Annotated in this window: 17 protein-coding genes; 3 read left to right on the top strand and 14 right to left on the bottom strand. The window is 57.0% G+C overall.

Annotated elements, in window-relative coordinates:
• Positions 1 to 33: 33 nt before the first annotated feature.
• A complete protein-coding gene (gene purL / locus EDF73_RS04250) occupies positions 34 to 3,921 on the bottom strand; it encodes a phosphoribosylformylglycinamidine synthase (protein WP_132726134.1) in 3,888 nt (1,295 codons plus the stop codon).
• A 174-nt stretch (positions 3,922 to 4,095) separates the two neighbouring features.
• Here purL and mltF point away from each other — a divergent pair, with 174 nt between their 5' ends.
• On the top strand, positions 4,096 to 5,709 hold the full coding sequence (mltF, locus tag EDF73_RS04255; RefSeq protein ID WP_132726136.1) for a membrane-bound lytic murein transglycosylase MltF: 1,614 nt from the start codon (positions 4,096 to 4,098) through the stop codon (positions 5,707 to 5,709).
• Here the strand turns inward: mltF and tadA are convergent.
• On the bottom strand, positions 5,706 to 6,212 hold the full coding sequence (tadA, locus tag EDF73_RS04260) for a tRNA adenosine(34) deaminase TadA (RefSeq protein WP_207896580.1): 507 nt from the start codon (positions 6,210 to 6,212) through the stop codon (positions 5,706 to 5,708). The two genes, mltF and tadA, sit on opposite strands and share 4 nt — an antisense overlap.
• Before the next feature lie 59 nt (positions 6,213 to 6,271).
• Complete coding sequence (gene yfhb / locus EDF73_RS04265) at positions 6,272 to 6,907, bottom strand: phosphatidylglycerophosphatase C (RefSeq protein ID WP_132726141.1); 636 nt, start codon at positions 6,905 to 6,907, stop codon at positions 6,272 to 6,274.
• 218 nt (positions 6,908 to 7,125) lie between these two features.
• Here yfhb and EDF73_RS04270 point away from each other — a divergent pair, with 218 nt between their 5' ends.
• Entirely contained in the window at positions 7,126 to 7,974 is an 849-nt protein-coding gene (locus EDF73_RS04270; RefSeq protein ID WP_132726144.1) for a MurR/RpiR family transcriptional regulator, read from the top strand.
• Positions 7,975 to 8,030: 56 nt separating this feature from the next.
• A complete protein-coding gene (locus EDF73_RS04275; RefSeq protein ID WP_132726147.1) occupies positions 8,031 to 8,291 on the top strand; it encodes a YfhL family 4Fe-4S dicluster ferredoxin in 261 nt (86 codons plus the stop codon).
• Between the two features lie 18 nt (positions 8,292 to 8,309).
• Here EDF73_RS04275 and acpS read toward each other — a convergent pair whose 3' ends face one another.
• The 11 genes from acpS to rpoE form a co-directional block, all read right to left on the bottom strand.
• Positions 8,310 to 8,690 (bottom strand): holo-ACP synthase, encoded by a 381-nt coding sequence (acpS, locus tag EDF73_RS04280; RefSeq protein ID WP_132726150.1) that lies wholly within the window; start codon positions 8,688 to 8,690, stop codon positions 8,310 to 8,312.
• Positions 8,690 to 9,421: a pyridoxine 5'-phosphate synthase gene (gene pdxJ / locus EDF73_RS04285; protein ID WP_132726152.1), complete on the bottom strand. Its 732-nt coding sequence runs from the start codon at positions 9,419 to 9,421 to the stop codon at positions 8,690 to 8,692. Before pdxJ ends, acpS begins: the two co-directional genes overlap by 1 nt.
• Positions 9,422 to 9,429: 8 nt before the next feature.
• Positions 9,430 to 10,170: a DNA repair protein RecO gene (gene recO / locus EDF73_RS04290; RefSeq protein ID WP_132726308.1), complete on the bottom strand. Its 741-nt coding sequence runs from the start codon at positions 10,168 to 10,170 to the stop codon at positions 9,430 to 9,432.
• Positions 10,171 to 10,301: 131 nt separating this feature from the next.
• Positions 10,302 to 11,207, bottom strand: coding sequence for a GTPase Era (gene era / locus EDF73_RS04295; protein WP_004866448.1), 906 nt, complete (start codon positions 11,205 to 11,207; stop codon positions 10,302 to 10,304).
• Positions 11,204 to 11,884, bottom strand: coding sequence for a ribonuclease III (rnc, locus tag EDF73_RS04300; RefSeq protein ID WP_004866451.1), 681 nt, complete (start codon positions 11,882 to 11,884; stop codon positions 11,204 to 11,206). Before rnc ends, era begins: the two co-directional genes overlap by 4 nt.
• Before the next feature lie 295 nt (positions 11,885 to 12,179).
• Positions 12,180 to 13,154 (bottom strand): signal peptidase I, encoded by a 975-nt coding sequence (gene lepB, locus EDF73_RS04305; protein WP_132726155.1) that lies wholly within the window; start codon positions 13,152 to 13,154, stop codon positions 12,180 to 12,182.
• Between the two features lie 14 nt (positions 13,155 to 13,168).
• Positions 13,169 to 14,968 carry a translation elongation factor 4 gene (gene lepA / locus EDF73_RS04310; RefSeq protein WP_132726158.1) on the bottom strand — a complete coding sequence of 600 codons (1,800 nt, stop codon included), beginning with the start codon at positions 14,966 to 14,968 and terminating at the stop codon, positions 13,169 to 13,171.
• A 186-nt stretch (positions 14,969 to 15,154) separates the two neighbouring features.
• A complete protein-coding gene (gene rseC, locus EDF73_RS04315) occupies positions 15,155 to 15,634 on the bottom strand; it encodes a SoxR-reducing system protein RseC (RefSeq protein WP_132726161.1) in 480 nt (159 codons plus the stop codon).
• Positions 15,631 to 16,587, bottom strand: coding sequence for a sigma-E factor regulatory protein RseB (rseB, locus tag EDF73_RS04320; protein ID WP_132726164.1), 957 nt, complete (start codon positions 16,585 to 16,587; stop codon positions 15,631 to 15,633). The genes rseC and rseB overlap by 4 nt, the downstream gene beginning before the upstream one ends.
• Positions 16,587 to 17,237, bottom strand: coding sequence for an anti-sigma-E factor RseA (rseA, locus tag EDF73_RS04325; protein ID WP_132726166.1), 651 nt, complete (start codon positions 17,235 to 17,237; stop codon positions 16,587 to 16,589). Before rseA ends, rseB begins: the two co-directional genes overlap by 1 nt.
• A gap of 31 nt (positions 17,238 to 17,268) precedes the next feature.
• Positions 17,269 to 17,844: an RNA polymerase sigma factor RpoE gene (gene rpoE / locus EDF73_RS04330; RefSeq protein WP_004866461.1), complete on the bottom strand. Its 576-nt coding sequence runs from the start codon at positions 17,842 to 17,844 to the stop codon at positions 17,269 to 17,271.
• Positions 17,845 to 18,140: the final 296 nt, after the last annotated feature.

Here is an 18,140-nt window from a genome sequence, read left to right on the forward strand (position 1 = left end):
CCTCTCCTTCATCAGAGAGGCCTGTAATCTGGGTTAGCCCAGCTGCTTACGCGCGTTGCGGAAGATACGCATCCAGGGGCTATCCTCTCCCCAGTTCTCCGGGTGCCAGGAGTTCGCCACGGTGCGGAATACGCGCTCCGGGTGCGGCATCATAATCGTCGCACGACCGCTTTCGCTGGTCACGGCGGTGATCCCGTTCGCGGAACCGTTCGGGTTAGCCGGATAGCTTTCCGTCACCTTACCGAAGTTATCGACAAAGCGCAGCGCCACCAGACCTTTACTCTCCAGCTGCGCCAGATGCGCGCCGTCACGCACTTCCACCTGCCCTTCGCCGTGGGAAACGGCAATCGGCATCATCGAGCCGGCCATGCCCTGCAGCAGCAGAGACGGGCTTTGCGTCACCTCGACCAGGCTGAAGCGCGCTTCAAAGCGGTCGGAATAGTTACGCACAAAGCGCGGCCACAGGTCGCTTCCCGGGATGAGCTCACGCAGGTTAGACATCATCTGGCAACCATTACACACGCCCAGCGCCAGAGTCTGCGGACGGTGGAAGAAGGTGGCAAACTCATCACGCACGCGCTCGTTGAACAGAATGGATTTCGCCCAGCCTTCGCCGGCGCCTAACACGTCGCCATATGAGAAGCCGCCGCAGGCCACCAGCGCCTGGAAATCGGCCAGTCCGGTGCGGCCCGCCAGCAGGTCGCTCATGTGTACGTCGATGGCATCAAAGCCCGCGCGGTGGAAAGCGGCCGCCATTTCGACATGCGAGTTAACGCCCTGCTCACGCAGCACCGCCACCTTCGGACGGGCGCCGGTGGCGATATACGGCGCGGCAATATCGTCGTTGATGTCGAAAGAGAGCTTAACGTTGAGGCCCGGATCGTTATCGCGGCTTTTCGCATCGTGTTCGCTGTCGGCACACTCCGGGTTATCGCGCAGACGCTGCATCTGCCAGGTGGTTTCTGCCCACCAGACGCGCAGCGTAGTGCGGCTTTCACTGAATAGCGGATGGCCATCGGCGGTGATAACAAAACGGTCGCCTGCGGTCGCCTGGCCCAGATAATGAACGCAATCCGCCAGACCGTGCGAGGCCAGCAGCGCTTCGACCGCCTCGCGATCCGCCGCCCGAACCTGAATGACCGCCCCCAGCTCTTCGTTAAACAGCGCCGCCAGACGATCGTCGCCCAGCGCGGCGATATCTGCCGTCAGGCCGCAGTGACCGGTAAAGGCCATCTCGGCCAGCGTCACCAGCAAACCACCGTCGGAACGGTCGTGGTAAGCCAGCAGCTGACGTTCTGCCACCAGGGCCTGCATCGCATCCCAGAAGCCCTTCAGCTGCGCCACATCGCGCACGTCAGCCGGGGCATCGCCCAGCTGGCGGTAGACCTGCGCCAGGGCGGTAGCGCCAAGCGCGTTACGACCTTTACCCAGATCAATCAGCAACAGGGCGTTATCTTCGGTGGAGAGCTGCGGAGTCACGGTGCGACGCACATCTTCCACGCGAGCAAAAGCGGAAATCACCAGCGACAGCGGGGAAGTCATCTCGCGCTGCTCGCTGCCTTCCTGCCAGCGGGTTTTCATCGACATCGAATCTTTACCCACCGGAATGGTCAGCCCCAGGGCCGGACACAGCTCCTCACCCACCGCTTTCACCGCTTCATACAGACCGGCATCTTCACCCGGGTGACCGGCAGCCGCCATCCAGTTAGCGGAGAGCTTCACGCGATTTAAAGCGCCAATTTGCGTGGCCGCCACGTTGGTCAGCGCTTCGCCGACCGCCAGGCGGGCGGAAGCGGCAAAGTCCAGCAGGGCGACCGGCGCACGTTCACCTATCGCCATCGCTTCGCCGTAGTAGCTGTCGAGGCTGGCGGTAGTCACCGCGCAGTTCGCCACCGGGATCTGCCATGGGCCCACCATCTGATCGCGCGCCACCATCCCGGTCACGGTGCGGTCGCCAATGGTGACGAGGAAGGTTTTCTCCGCCACGGCCGGTAAATGCAGGACGCGATTGACAGCATCCGCAAGCGTGATCTCCTGCCGGTCCAGCGCTTCGCCTTTAACTTTCAGGGTCTGCACGTCACGGGTCATTTTCGGCGTTTTACCCAGCAGCACATCCAGCGGCAGATCGATCGGCTGGTCGTTGAAATGGGCATCGCTCATGCTCAGATGCAGCGCTTCGGTGGCTTCACCGATCACCGCGTACGGCGCACGCTCGCGACGACACAGCTCATCAAACAGCGGCAGCTGTTCTGGCGCCACCGCCAGCACATAGCGTTCCTGCGATTCGTTACACCAGATTTCCAGCGGGCTCATCCCCGGCTCATCGCTCAGGATATCGCGCAGCTGGAACTTGCCGCCGCGGCCGCCGTCGCTGACCAGCTCCGGCATGGCGTTGGACAGGCCGCCGGCGCCGACGTCGTGGATAAACAGAATCGGGTTCTCATCGCCCAGCTGCCAGCAGCGGTCGATCACCTCCTGGCAGCGACGTTCCATTTCCGGGTTGTCGCGCTGGACCGAGGCAAAATCGAGATCGGCGTCAGACTGACCGGAGGCCATAGAGGAGGCCGCCCCGCCGCCCAGGCCGATATTCATCGCCGGGCCGCCAAGGACAATCAGCTTCGCTCCAACGCTGATCTCACCTTTCTGCACGTGCTCGCCGCGGATGTTGCCGATGCCGCCCGCCAGCATGATCGGTTTGTGGTATCCACGCAGCTCTTCGCCGTTGTGGCTGGTGACTTTTTCTTCATAGGTACGGAAGTAGCCGTTCAGCGCCGGACGACCAAATTCGTTGTTAAACGCGGCGCCCCCCAGCGGGCCTTCGGTCATAATATCCAGAGCGGTAACGATACGATCCGGTTTGCCGAAATCCTCTTCCCACGGCTGTTCAAAGCCCGGGATACGCAGGTTAGAGACCGAGAAACCAACCAGCCCCGCCTTCGGTTTCGCCCCACGGCCGGTTGCGCCTTCATCGCGGATCTCGCCGCCGGAACCGGTCGCCGCGCCCGGCCACGGAGAAATGGCCGTCGGGTGGTTGTGGGTTTCCACTTTCATCAGGATGTGAGCCGCTTCCTGGTGGTAGTCATAACGCCCTTGTTCACGATCGGCAAAGAAGCGCCCCACCCGGGAGCCTTCCATCACCGCGGCGTTATCTTTATAGGCGGACAGGACGTAATCCGGCGTCTTTTCGAAAGTGTTTTTGATCATCTTAAACAGCGACTTCGGCTGCTGTTCGCCATCGATGACCCAATCGGCGTTAAAAATTTTGTGACGGCAGTGCTCAGAGTTCGCCTGGGCAAACATATACAGCTCAATGTCGTTCGGATTGCGGCCGAGCTTTTTAAATGCGTCCTGCAGATAGTCGATTTCGTCATCCGCCAGCGCCAGCCCCAGACGGAGGTTAGCGTCTATCAGCGCCTGACGGCCCTGGCCCAGCAGATCGACGCTGGTTACCGGCGTCGGTTGATGCTGAGCGAACAGCTTCTCGCCCTCTTCCAGGGTAGCAAATACGCTTTCCATCATCCGGTCGTGGAGTTCGCTCGCGACCACGGCCCATTGCTCTTCGCTCAGGGTACCTGCTTCAACGTAGTACGCTACGCCGCGCTCCAGGCGCACCACCTGTGCGAGGCCGCAGTTATGCGCGATATCGGTAGCTTTAGAAGACCAGGGGGAGATGGTGCCAGGGCGGGGGGTGACGAGCAGTAATTTACCGGTTGGGGTATGGCTGTTTAAATTGGGGCCATACTTGAGCAGTCGCACCAGCCTCTCACGTTCGTCAGCGCTGAGCGGCGCGTTCAGATCGGCAAAATGAACATACTCTGCATATAGTGTGCTAACCGGCAGGTTGGCCGCCTGGAAACGTGCCAGCAGTTTGTTAATACGAAATGCCGACAGTGCAGGTGAACCACGCAAAATTTCCATCATAAGTCTCTCGTCTTCGCAGCTTTCAATATGAGCCAGGGGGGAAACGGGCGCCATTATAGTGAATCCTGCGCCTCGACGAAACCGTTTGCGTGGAAATAAAATCATTCCCTGGCTTTATCATTTAATGTGACCTGCCTCGCGAATAAGTTGCCAACTGGCGCATTCTTAAGCAAAATGCCGCTCATTCATCGACTGTCTTTTTACTTTTCCGCTCATAGCCTGCTGAGGAACACAGAGCTGCAGAAGATTAACTCTCTGAAAAAATTAAAGATTAATTATCTGCTCATCGGCATTGTGACCCTGTTGCTGGCGGCCGCCCTGTGGCCGTCGATCCCGTGGTCCGGCAAACCCGAGAACCGGGTGGCGGGGATAATGGCGCGCGGCGAGCTGCGCATCAGTACCATCAATTCGCCGCTAACCTTTGCGAGCATCAATGACAACACCTACGGGCTGGATTACGAACTGGCAAAACAGTTTGCCGACTACCTCGGGGTGAAGCTGAAAGTGACCGTCCGGCAGAATATCAGCCAGCTATTTGACGACCTCGATGACGGCAACGCCGATATGCTGGCCGCCGGGTTGGTCTACAACTCAGAGCGGGTGAAAAACTATCAGCCCGGGCCGAGCTACTATTCGGTATCGCAGCAGCTGGTCTACCGGGTTGGCGGCCTGCGGCCGCGTAGCCTCGCCAACCTCACGGCACAACAGCTGCTGATCGCCCCGGGTCATGTGGCGATAAATGACCTGCAGGCCCTGAAAAGCAATAAATATCCGGACCTCGACTGGCGCGTTGATGAGAAACGCGGGACAACGTCGCTGATGCAGGCGGTGATTGATGGCGAGCTGGATTACACCATTGCCGACTCGGTGGCGGTGAGTCTGTTCCAGCGTGTGCATCCGGAGCTGGCGGTAGCGCTGGATATCAGCGATGAGCAGCCGGTCACCTGGTTTAGCGCCAGGAGCGAGGACAATTCGCTGTCCGCGGCGATGCTTGATTTCTTCAACACGATGAATGAGGACGGCACGCTGGCGCGACTGGAAGAAAAGTACCTCGGTCACGGCAACGATTTCGATTATGTCGATACGCGGACTTTCCTGCGTGCCGTCGAAAACGTCCTGCCGGACCTGCAGCCGATGTTTGAGAAATACGCCCGGCAGATCGACTGGCGCCTGCTGGCGGCGATTTCATGGCAGGAATCACACTGGGATCCGCAGGCGACCTCGCCGACCGGGGTCCGCGGGATGATGATGCTCACCAGAAACACCGCTCAGAGTCTGGGATTGACCGACCGGACCGATGCCGAGCAAAGCCTCAGCGGTGGCATGCGCTACCTGCAGGATATGATGAGCAAGATACCAGACTCGGTGCCCAAAGATGAACGCATCTGGTTTGCGCTGGCGGCTTACAATATGGGTTACGCCCATATCCTTGACGCAATCACCCTGACGAAAAAACAGAAGGGCAACCCCGACAGCTGGGCGGACGTCAAGCAGCGCCTGCCGCTATTAAGCCAGAAGCCTTATTACAGCAGGCTGAAATATGGCTACGCCCGCGGTCATGAGGCCTATGCTTACGTCGAGAATATCCGCAAATACCACATCAGCCTGGTGGGCTATCTGTCCGAGAAAGAGAAAAAGGATGAGCAGCGGCTGGCGATTGCCGGCGACTATCCGGCGGTGATGCCGGAAGAACTCGATAAAGAAGAACGCCCGGCGCCCTTTTTCCAGTTTCGCGCGGAAACCTTAGTCGACAACGCCAGATTCAAAATCCCGGGACTGGGGCACTAGGCCTCCCCGCCCTGACGCATCTTTTTCTGCGCCTTTTTCTCTTCGCGCCGCCAGCGAAAAAAATCACTGAGCATACCTGAGCACGACGCCGCCAGGATACCTTCGCTGATCGCCACCCGATGGTTCATCCCGGGATGGTGCAGGACATCGATCAGCGAACCGGCCGCGCCGGTTTTTGCGTCCCGGGCGCCAAACACCAGCCGTGAAATCCGGCTATGGACCATCGCGCCAGCGCACATCACGCACGGTTCGAGGGTGACATACAGCGTCGCGTCGATCAGACGGTAGTTTTGCAGCACCAGCCCCCCCTGACGCAGCGCCATGATCTCGGCATGCGCCGTTGGGTCATGCCGCCCGATAGGACGGTTCCAACCTTCGCCGATAACCTGGTTGTTGTGCACCAGCACGGCGCCCACCGGCACTTCGCCCTCTTCCCAGGCGCGTTTCGCCAGCGTCAACGCGTGACGCATCCAGTATTCATCGTTCAGTTCATGGTCAGACAAAGCGGGTACTCCTGCGGAAAAAGCGGGGCGCATTATACATGGCCGATCGCCAGGACACACTATTCTAACTGGTGAAGATCGCCCTGCGGCGTGACCCGCCAGCGGTGCTGGCAAAAACAGAGCAGCGGATTATCCTGCTCGCTGTCGCTATAGCCGCTGTACAGCTGCAGCGGCGCGCCGATTTTTTGCTCCAGCTGGGCGACTTTCTCATGGCCGAGGCAGCGTAACGTCAGGCCCCAGCCGCCGCAGCGGCGCTCCATCCGGCTGGCGATCACATTCACCCGCGGCAGCCAGGCGGTATCAAAATAGACCTGTTCAACCAGCGATTGCGGTGACCCGGTAATCAGCCAAACGTCGGCGTCGCTGCTGGTCAGATAGTCCGTGAGCCGGGCCTGCACCACCGGAAAGGCCGTCACATGCTGGCGAAACCAGCTGACAAAATCGGCCTCAAGGCGCTTGAGCGTGGCCTCGCGGTGCCCGAACGTCGCCGCCCACAGCAGCAGGCTCATCGGCCAGCGCGCCGCCCGGCCGTGCAATAATAGCCCCGCCAGAATCAGCGGCAGTAACGGGATCGCCAGCAGCAGGTTCAGCGGCTGATGACGCAGGACATAGCGTAAGAAACTGCCGAACATATCCTGCTGGTGCAAAGTCCCATCGAGATCAAAAAAGACCACTCGCCGTATGCTGCTATTCAAACCTGACCTCTTTTTTACCGGTAATCGAATCTGGTGCCGATAGCTTAACAGTCTTGCGCCAGGAATATTAAAAACATCCGCCGACGTTAAGCCTGGGTTTAGGTCGTTCGCTGCCGCCAATAAATCTCGCCGGTAGAATTTTTAATTCGCAGTAATCCTCTTATAATCGAATACAATATTCTTTCAGCAGAGGGCGAAAGTTGTCCTGAGGAAAACCGATGAACTGTTTAATCCGCATTCGCCAGCGTTACCCGTCGCTGGCGGCAAGCGATAAGAAGCTGGCAGACTTTATTCTGGCCCAGCCGGACCAGACCCGCCACCTCAGTTCACAGCAGCTGGCGGGTGAGGCTGGCGTCAGCCAGTCCAGCGTCGTGAAATTCGCGCAGAAGATGGGATTTAAAGGGTTCCCGGCGCTGAAGCTGGCATTAAGCGAAGCGCTGGCCAGCGCGCCCGATCCGCAGTCGGTCCCGGTGCATAACCAGATCCGCGGCGACGATCCGCTGCGCCTGGTCGGCGAGAAGCTGATAAAGGATAACGTGGCGGCGATGCACGCCTCGCTGGATGTCAACAGCGAAGAGAAGCTGCTTGAAGCCGTTGCCCTCCTGCGCAACGCCCGACGGGTGATCGTTACCGGCATCGGCGCGTCGGGCCTGGTGGCGCGCAATTTCAGCTGGAAGCTGATGAAAATCGGGATTAACGCCGTCTCTGAACAGGATATGCATGCCCTGCTCGCCACCGTGCAGGCGATGTCGTCTGACGATCTGCTGCTGGCAATTTCTTATTCCGGCGAACGCCGTGAAATCAACATGGCCGCCGGGGAAGCGCTACGCGTCGGCTGCCGGATCCTGGCGATCACCGGTTTCACCCCCAACGCCCTGCAACAGCAGGCCACGCAGTGTCTGTATACTATTGCCGAAGAGCAAGCGACCCGCAGCGCCGCGATCTCCTCCACCAGCGCGCAGATGATGCTTACCGATCTGCTGTTTATGGCGCTGGTTCAGCAGGATCTGGAACATGCGCCGGATCGGATCCGCCACAGCGAGGCGCTGGTGAAAAAACTGGTGTGAGCAGAAAATGGGCGTATAATGCCCGCCCTGTTTGTGTTGTTTCTGAGAATTTCCTGATGGCGCTGTTAATCACCAAAAAATGTATCAACTGCGATATGTGCGAGCCGGAATGCCCGAACGAGGCGATTTCGATGGGTGATAGCATTTACGAAATTAACAGCGACCGCTGCACGGAGTGCGTGGGCCATTATGAGACCCCGACCTGCCAGAAAGTGTGCCCGATCCCGAATACGATTCAGAAAGACCCGGCACACGTCGAAAATGAAGAGCAGCTGTGGGACAAGTTTGTCTTAATGCACCACGCGGATAAAATCTAAAACCGCGGCCGGGGCACTTTAACTCTCAACAATCACCGTCGCACAGGCGTAATGGCGCTCATCGGCCAGCGTCACGTGAATGCTACTGACCCCCAGACGCTCCGCCAGATTCTTAGCCTCGCCCCATAAACGTAGCTTAGGCTTCCCCAGTTCATCGTTGTAAACTTCAAACTGATTAAAAGCCAATCCGTTACGGATACCGGTCCCCAGGGCTTTCGCCGCCGCCTCTTTCACCGCAAAGCGCTTGGCCAGAAAACGGACCGGCTGCTGGTGCTGTTGCCATATCGCCCACTCGCTGTCACTGAGTACGCGCCGGGCGAGACGATCGCCGCTCCGGGCGATCACCGCTTCAATACGGGTAATTTCTACAATATCGGTGCCCAGCCCCAGAATAGCCATTACCCGCGGGCTTCCTGCATCAGCCGTTTCATCTCCGCCACCGCCTCTTTCAGGCCGCTCATCACCGCACGGCCAATAATCGCGTGGCCAATGTTCAGCTCGTGCATTTCCGGGATCCGGGCGATCGCCTGCACGTTATGGTAGGTCAGGCCGTGGCCGGCATTAACCTTCAGACCAAGGCTCGCGGCATAGGTTGCCGCCGTCGCGATACGCTCAAGCTCTTTTGCCTGCCGGGCGTCGGTTTCGGCATCCGCGTAGCAACCGGTATGGATTTCGATATACGGCGCGCCGACGTCCGCCGCCGCTTTAATTTGCTCAGCATCGGCATCAATGAACAGCGAGACCAGAATACCGGCATCGGCAAGACGCGTGCAGGCATCGCGCATTTTCTCGCGCTGGCCGGCGACGTCCAGGCCACCTTCCGTCGTCACTTCCTGGCGCTTTTCCGGCACCAGGCAGCAGAAATGCGGTTTAGTTTCGCAGGCGATGGTCAGCATCTCTTCGGTGACCGCCATCTCCAGATTCATTCGGGTGTCGAGCGTCTGGCGCAGGATGCGGACATCACGGTCGGTAATATGGCGACGGTCTTCGCGCAGATGAACGGTAATGCCATCAGCGCCGGCCTGCTCGGCGATAAAGGCCGCCTGAACCGGATCCGGATAGGCGGTGCCACGCGCGTTACGCAGCGTCGCGATATGGTCAATATTGACCCCTAACAGTAATTCAGCCATGACAATCCTCATTGATCGTTATTCGTTTTATCTGCTCGCGCCGCTCGTGCGGGCATAAACTGGCGAAACAGCTCCCGACTCTTGAGCGGTTTACCGCCAAGATACGGCTTCAGGGCGATACGGGTAAAGCGCTTTGCGGCACGCAGCGCATCGCTATCCGGGAATTCACGGTTAGCCAGCGCTTTCAAATGGTGCCCGGTAAAGGTGTTGTTATCAATAACCACGCTGGCGATAAAGCCTTTTTCTTCACGATAGCGATAGGTCATGGTGTCATCCACCGCTTCGCCGCTGCCGGCACAGTGAAGAAAGTCGACGCCATAACCCAGGTGCCCCAACAGCGCCAGTTCAAAACGACGTAGGGCCGGTTCCGGCGTCCCGCTTGCGCCCGCCAGCGCCTGCAGACAATGCAGGTAATCGAAAAACAGTTCAGAGAAGCGCGTCTCATGTTCCAGCACACGTGACAGCAGCTCATTGACATACAGGCCGCTGTAAAGCGTGATGCCGCTGAGCGGAAGGGCTAACGAGACGGCTTCGGCGCTGCGTAGCGTTTTGACTTCGCCACGACCGCCAAAGCGGAGAAGTAAGGGGGTAAAAGGCTGGAGTGCGCCTTTGAGGTTGGAGCGTCTGGAACGGGCGCCTTTTGCTACCAGGCGCACGCGACCCGACTCTTCCGTGAAGACGTCCAGCATCAGGCTGGTTTCGCTCCAGGGACGACTATGCAGAACGAAAGCGCGCTGCCAGCCTTCCATCATACGCGTCGTCTTTCAGCTTGCCGGGGCGTTGGCTGCGCCCACTCTCCCCGGTCACTGACTAAAATAAGCTCCCGGGGACGCGCGGTCTTGCCGCCTGCCTGCACCTCGAAAGCCATAGGGTAGCAAACTCAGAGATCGTCAACGTAACCGAGACTGCGCAGCGCGCGCTCGTCGTCGGCCCAGCCGGATTTCACTTTCACCCACAGTTCGAGGTGAACCGGCGCTTCGAACATATCCTGCATGTCTTTACGGGCTTCAATACCGATGGTTTTGATTTTGGCGCCTTTGTTGCCAATCACCATCTTCTTCTGCCCTTCGCGCTCCACCAGAATCAGGCCGTTGATATCATAACCGCCGCGTTCATTGGTCTGGAATCGCTCGATTTCTACCGTAACGGAATACGGCAGTTCGGCGCCGAGGAAACGCATCAGCTTTTCACGGATGATTTCGGAGGCCATAAAGCGCTGCGAACGGTCGGTAATGTAATCTTCCGGGAAGTGATGAATCGCCTCCGGCAGATGCTTACGCACGATCCCGGCGATAGTATCCACGTTCATCCCGGTTTCCGCAGAAATCGGTACGATATCGAGGAAGTTCATCTGGCTTGCCAGGAACTGCAGGTGCGGCAGCAGATCGGCCTTCTCCTGCACGTTATCCACTTTATTGACCGCCAGGATGACCGGAGCTCTGGCATCACGCAGCTTGCCCAGCACCATTTCATCATCCGCCGTCCAGCGGGTGCCTTCAACCACAAAAATCACCAGCTCAACGTCGCCGATCGAGCTGCTTGCCGCTTTGTTCATCAGGCGGTTAATCGCCCGCTTTTCTTCCATATGCAGACCGGGGGTATCAACATAAATGGCCTGATACGGCCCTTCGGTATGGATACCGACAATACGGTGACGCGTGGTCTGCGCTTTGCGGGAAGTAATCGAAATCTTCTGCCCAAGCAGCTTGTTCAACAGCGTGGATTTACCCACGTTCGGGCGGCCAACGATGGCGACAAACCCGCAATAACTTTTATCGATGCTCATTCCAGCTCCAGCTTTTTCAGCGCCTGTTCGGCGGCAGCCTGCTCCGCCTTGCGACGGCTGGAACCTGTGCCAACCACCGGTTCACTCAGGCCACTGACCTGGCAGTGGATAGTAAATTCCTGATCGTGTGCTTCACCGCGCACCTGCACCACCAGATAAGACGGCAGCGGCAGGTGGCGACCTTGCAGATACTCCTGCAAACGGGTCTTCGGATCTTTTTGCTTATCGCCCGGGCTGATTTCGTCCAGACGAGTTTGATACCAGGTGAGAATCAAGCGCTCGACGTTCTGGATATCGCTGTCGAGGAAAACCCCGCCGATTAAAGCTTCAACGGTATCTGCCAGAATAGACTCACGACGGAAACCGCCGCTTTTCAGCTCACCCGGCCCAAGACGCAGACACTCACCCAGCTCAAACTCACGGGCGATTTCCGCCAGCGTGTTGCCGCGTACCAACGTCGCGCGCATACGGCTCATATCCCCTTCGTCTACCCGTGGGAAACGATGATAGAGCGCATTCGCGATCACAAAACTCAAAATTGAGTCACCTAAAAATTCCAGGCGCTCATTGTGTTTGCTGCTGGCACTGCGATGAGTTAATGCCTGTTGCAACAGCTCCTGATGATGAAAAGTGTAGCCCAGCTTCCGTTGAAGCCGATTAATTACGATGGGGTTCATGCGTTACCAGTAAATGAATGCGTCAAAAATGCAGCACACGAAACCGACCTGGGCAGCCCTGCCAACCTTCAGATTGCCTGTGCGCTAACCTGCCGCTTTCCTGCAACCCAAATTATTCAGAGTAAAATCAACCAACGCGGTTTCGTGTGCAGTGTCACTCTTCCGAGAGACAACCAAAACTTCGGGGGGATATTCTATACGCAACGACAAGGGATGTCGTTAGTTTGAATAGATTTAAATATTAAATAATTCACGCTGCCAATATTGCGATGGCAGCGTGAATCAGGCAGGGAAATTAATGAATGCCGCCAATACGTGATAAACGCACGCCGGTCGGCCACTCACCTTCCTGTTTTTCGAAACTCATCCAGATCGCCGTGGCTTTACCCACCAGGTTGGCTTCTGGCACAAAGCCCCAGTAACGGCTGTCAGCGCTGTTATCGCGGTTATCGCCCATCATGAAGTAATGGCCCGGCGGCACGATCCAGGTTGCCAGCGGCAGAGCGGACTGATGGTAGTACATCCCGACCTGATCCTGGGCAATCGGCACGGTCAGGATGCGGTGAGTCACCTCACCCAGCGTCTCTTTACGCTCGGTCAGACGAATACCATCATCCTTGCTTTCGCCTTTTGGCAGTTGCCAGAATCCGCTGGTCGCTTCGCCGCCGTTCTGCCGCGAGAAAGTCTGGACGAAATCGCTCGGCTCAACGTTGGAATAAGTCACCGGCAGCGCGTTACCACATGCCTGGCCGGAACTGCAGCCTGGCTGGATGGTGACCTGTTTGCTCAGCGGGTCATAGGTGATTTTATCGCCCGGCAAACCGACAGCGCGCTTAATATAGTCCAGACGCGGATCTTCCGGGTATTTAAAGACCACGATATCGCCGCGCTGCGGATGGCCGGTTTCGATCAGCGTCTTCTGGTAGATAGGATCTTTAATGCCGTAGGCAAACTTCTCCACCAGAATAAAATCGCCGATCAGCAGCGTTGGCATCATCGAACCGGACGGGATCTGGAACGGCTCATAGATAAATGAGCGCACCACCAGCACGATTGCCAGCACCGGGAACACCGAGGCCCCCGTTTCCAGCCAGCCCGGTTTCGGGCCGACTTTCTTCAGCGTCTGCTTGTCGAGGCTATCACCGGTCGCTGCCTGGGCAGCGGCCTGACGTTCACGACGTTTTGGGGCGAAGATAAATTTATCCAGGCACCATAAAAGCCCCGTCACCAGGGTTGCGATCACCAGGATCAGGGCAAACATGTTCGCCATGCCAACTCCTTAAATTATTTTCCGTCTTTACCGACGTGCAGAATGGCGAGGAACGCTTCCTGCGGCAGCTCAACGTTACCCACTTGCTTCATACGTTTTTTACCGTCTTTCTGCTTCTGCAGCAGCTTTTTCTTACGGCTGACGTCACCGCCGTAGCATTTCGCCAGTACGTTTTTACGCAGCTGTTTGACGGTGGAACGGGCAATGATGTGGTTGCCGATAGCGGCCTGAATAGCAATATCGAACTGCTGACGTGGGATCAGCTCTTTCATCTTCTCCACCAGCTCGCGGCCACGGTACGGCGTGTTGTCATTGTGGGTGATCAATGCCAGCGCATCGACGCGCTCGCCGTTGATCAACACGTCCACACGCACCATGTTGGAGGCCTGGAAGCGTTTGAAGTTATAGTCCAGCGACGCATAGCCGCGGGAGGTTGACTTCAGACGATCGAAGAAATCGAGCACCACTTCCGCCATCGGAATTTCATAGGTCAGCGCGACTTGTTTACCGTGGTAAACCATGTTGGTCTGCACGCCGCGTTTCTCAATACACAGCGTGATGACGTTACCCAGGTACTCCTGCGGCAGCAGCATGTGACATTCCGCAATCGGCTCACGCAGTTCCTGAATATTATTCAGCGGCGGCAGCTTGGACGGGCTATCGACATAGATAACATCTTTCGACGTCGTTTCAACTTCATAGACCACCGTCGGCGCAGTGGTGATCAGGTCCAGATCGTATTCACGCTCCAGACGCTCCTGAATGATTTCCATGTGCAGCAGACCCAGGAAGCCGCAGCGGAAGCCGAAGCCCAGCGCCGTGGAGCTTTCTGGCTCATAGAACAGGGAAGCATCGTTCAGGCTCAGTTTACCCAGCGCATCGCGGAAGCTTTCGTAATCATCAGAACTGACCGGGAACAGACCGGCATACACCTGCGGTTTCACTTTCTTGAAGCCTGGCAGGGCTTTGTCTGCCGGGTTACGGGACGTGGTCAGGGTATCCCCTACCGGGGCGCCGAGAATGTCTTTAATCGCGCAGACCAGCCAGCCTACCTCGCCGCATTTCAGCTCGTTACGGTCAACCTGTTTTGGCGTGAAAATGCCCAGACGGTCGGCGTTATAGATCTGCCCGGTGCTCATGACCTTGATTTTGTCGCCTTTACGCATGGTGCCGTTTTTAATACGCACCAGCGAAACGACTCCGAGGTAGTTGTCGAACCAGGAGTCGATGATCAGCGCCTGCAGCGGAGCATCCGCGTCGCCTTCCGGTGGCGGGATATCGCGCACCAGACGTTCGAGAACGTCCGGAACACCCACGCCGGTTTTCGCTGAACAGCGCACTGCATCGGCAGCATCAATGCCAACGATGTCTTCAATTTCTTCCGCTACGCGCTCCGGATCGGCCGCAGGCAGGTCGATTTTGTTGAGGACCGGCACCACTTCCAGATCCATTTCCATGGCGGTATAGCAGTTAGCCAGGGTCTGGGCTTCCACCCCCTGACCGGCATCGACCACCAGCAGCGCACCTTCACAGGCGGCGAGAGAACGTGACACCTCATAAGAGAAGTCAACGTGCCCTGGGGTGTCGATAAAGTTCAGTTGATAGGTTTCGCCATTGGTCGCTTTATAATCCAGGGTGACGCTTTGCGCCTTAATGGTGATGCCACGCTCACGTTCAAGATCCATGGAGTCCAGTACCTGGGCTTCCATTTCACGATCGGAAAGGCCACCGCAAATCTGGATGATACGGTCAGACAACGTCGATTTACCGTGGTCGATATGAGCGATGATTGAAAAGTTACGTATATTCTTCATATTTAGAGTTAATTATGCCTTACGCGTATCATGAGGCCGCTGTTCTGTGCCTGACGTTTTTTAATCCGAAAACGCCGCATTCTACACTACATCCGCGAAACCAGGAAATGCTCTTACCGCCAGCATAACCGCCATAAATGGCGAGATCCTGCGGGAGTGGTAAATAAAAAATAAAGGCCAGTGGAATCACTGGCCTGGCTCTGAAGAAGGTGTCTCTACGCGCACCAAATCTGGCGGCAGACCAACGCTGATAATGATGGGCTGCCATGACTGACGAGCCGCCAGCCCTGGAGAAAGCCCGCGGGCAACCAGAAAACCGCCGACGCCGCCGAGCAGCGCTCCGCATAGCGAAGCGAAGTCATTGGCGAACAAAACCTGGAAAAGGGATGCCATGACAAACAGCCCCACCAGCGGCGCCATATACACTAACATGGCAGAGCCCAGCAGGCTGCTTTCGGCAATCCCCAGCTCGACTTTCTGCCCCGCGGATAGCGGTTGTTCACTGGGAACGCTAATCGTATGACTGGTTTGCGGTCCCAGCTTGTTCAATACCCGACTGCCGCAGCCGGCACGCGAAGCACAGCTGCTGCAGGAGGCTTTCACGTCACAGTGCACCTGCGCCATGCCGTTATGCCAGGAAACGACGGTTGCCCACTCTTTAATCATTGTACTGCCTTGAACTTGATGCTGTCGGAGATGCGCTTCGCCGTTTGTGGCGGCAGCTCGCCAACCACGGTAATCTCGGCGTTATCGCGTACCGTTGTGCTAACGGTACGGCGCCCGGTGCGTAGCAACTGATCGCTGCTGTTGGCCGTGGCGCGATTCACGTTGATAGAGAAACTAAACAATCCATCTGAATACAGGCGGGATTCCACCGGACCGTCAAATGTCGGCAGGCGGCGCTGACTACTGGAAACTTCGGCCGCGCCCTGCGGCAGCCAGGTAGGCGCCCAGTTAAAGTTGGCTTTATCGCCCCCTTCCGGCACCGACAGTTGCGGAGGCAGGTTCGCCTTCGCCAGCGTTTCCATGCTGCTGCTGACTTTATCGCCGACGCTGAAGGCGACCACCCGGAACTGTTCCAGGGTTTCGCCATCGCGATCGAGCAGATCGACACGCATCGGTAGCCTGGTTTCCGCATCCAGCCAGACAATATAGCTATAGCGCGTGCCGTCCCGCGCCACGACGCGAATCACTTCGCACAGCCGATCGGCAATGCGGGTACGCCCTACGGAGATAAAGTCGTAGTAGGCAGCCAGACGTTTGAAATCGGTATAAGCCAGCGAAGGTAATGAATCGACGATATAGTCACCGTTCAGCGTGAACGGATCGAGTCCCGGTTCAAAATAGCTGATTTCATTGCCCCGCAGCACCACTTCCCGGCGCGGGCCATCGAGCTGTAAAAGCTGAGCGAGAGGTTGGTTGTTCAGCCGCGCGTGGCGATAACGCAGCGACTCAACGCCCTGTTTGTTGATGCTGACGAAGGAGAGCTCATAATTAAGGGACTGGCTGGCCAGGTTCATCTGCTGCAACAACGCCCCGGACGATGTATCAGCCGAGGCGTTGACAGAGAAGAACAGGCTGCCTGCCATGAGCGACATGGCACACCAAAGTTGCTTCATTACTGCGATTGCGTTCCTAAAGTTTGATAACCCGGCACCTGAACAGCGGCTTGCTGAGTCTGGGCTTGTCCAAACTGAAGCTGTTCTGCATGCAGGCGACGCTGCAATTCATAGTCCTGCAGCATAGCATTAATACGGCGGCGCTGTTCTTGCACCTGCACCTGCTGACCGCTGCCCGCCGACGCATCAGCCGGAACGCCCAGACTGACCGGGCTGGCTTTACCCATCATTGGCATGGTGTTGAAAACCGGTGCCTCAGGCTGCTGAGATGAGTCGCTTTGCCCATTATATTGTTGGACGCCGACGATAACCGCCAGCGATACGCAGGCAGCCACCCCCATCTGAGTCAATGAGCTGGCCCATGGACGCACTTTCTGCCAGAAAGGCATCTGACGCCACTGGTGTGGTGCCGGCTGAGATTCGGGAATAAGCGGCACCGTCTGGCGAACGGGCTCATTTTCAATGGCGGCCATGACGCGGGCTGAGATATCAAAATGGAGCATCTCAGCGGTATCGCCTCGCAGCGAATCGCGGATGAGATGGTAGCTCTCCCAGGTCTTTTGCATTTCAGAAGAACGGCTCAACTCATTGAGCAGCTCATTATCCAGCGTTTCACCATCCATTAAAGCCGAAAGTTTTTCTTTCTGCATGCCTGATACCCTTTTCAGTATTCCGCTATCGTCAACGCCTGATTAGCGGTTGAACTTTATTATCAATAGCTTCTCGTGCCCGGAAAATACGCGAACGTACTGTCCCTACCGGACAATCCATGATGGCGGCTATCTCTTCATAGCTCAGGCCATCCAGCTCCCGCAACGTAATTGCCATGCGTAAATCTTCCGGGAGCGATTCAATGGTACGAAAAACTATTTGTCTCAGTTCTTCTGACAACATTAAGTTCTCAGGGTTCGAAATTTCTTTCAGTGCTCCACCACTTTCGAAGTTTTCCGCCTCGTTGGCGTCAACATCGCTGGACGGTGGGCGGCGCCCCTGAGCTACCAGATAATTCTTCGCCGTGTTGACGGCGATACGATACAACCAGGTATAAAAAGCACTATCCCCCCGGAAGGACTCCAGCGCGCGCCATGCTTTTACGAACGATTCCTGAACAACGTCAGGGATATCGCCCGGTGGCACATAGCGGGAGACCAGGCTCGCGACCTTATGCTGATAGCGCACCACCAGCAGATTAAACGCTTTCTGATCTCCTTTCTGGACCCGTTCAACGAGGACCTGATCCGTTAACTGCTCGCTCATCCGAGGTAATGTCTCCCCAAACCTAATTCCCATGCATCTTCAAAGCACTACCCAATCACTGCATTATGAGCAAGCAGACGATTGGAGTGTCTGAAAACAATAAAGTTCCGTTACGCCTTTGATTTTTGTCTGGCAACGGCGGACGGTTTGTTATCTCTCATTATATGTCCCGTTACTCAACGCCTGATAAGATGATGATGAAAAAGCGTAAGGTCCGCCAGAAGGGTAACGTAACCTTGCTTTTATTTCACTATAAAATCTGAAGCTAACGATCTGCTTCGCAAATATTTTCTTTC

It is taken from the genome of Klebsiella sp. BIGb0138, from assembly GCF_004342285.1.
In the GTDB taxonomy this organism is placed as follows: Bacteria; Pseudomonadota; Gammaproteobacteria; order Enterobacterales; family Enterobacteriaceae; genus Klebsiella.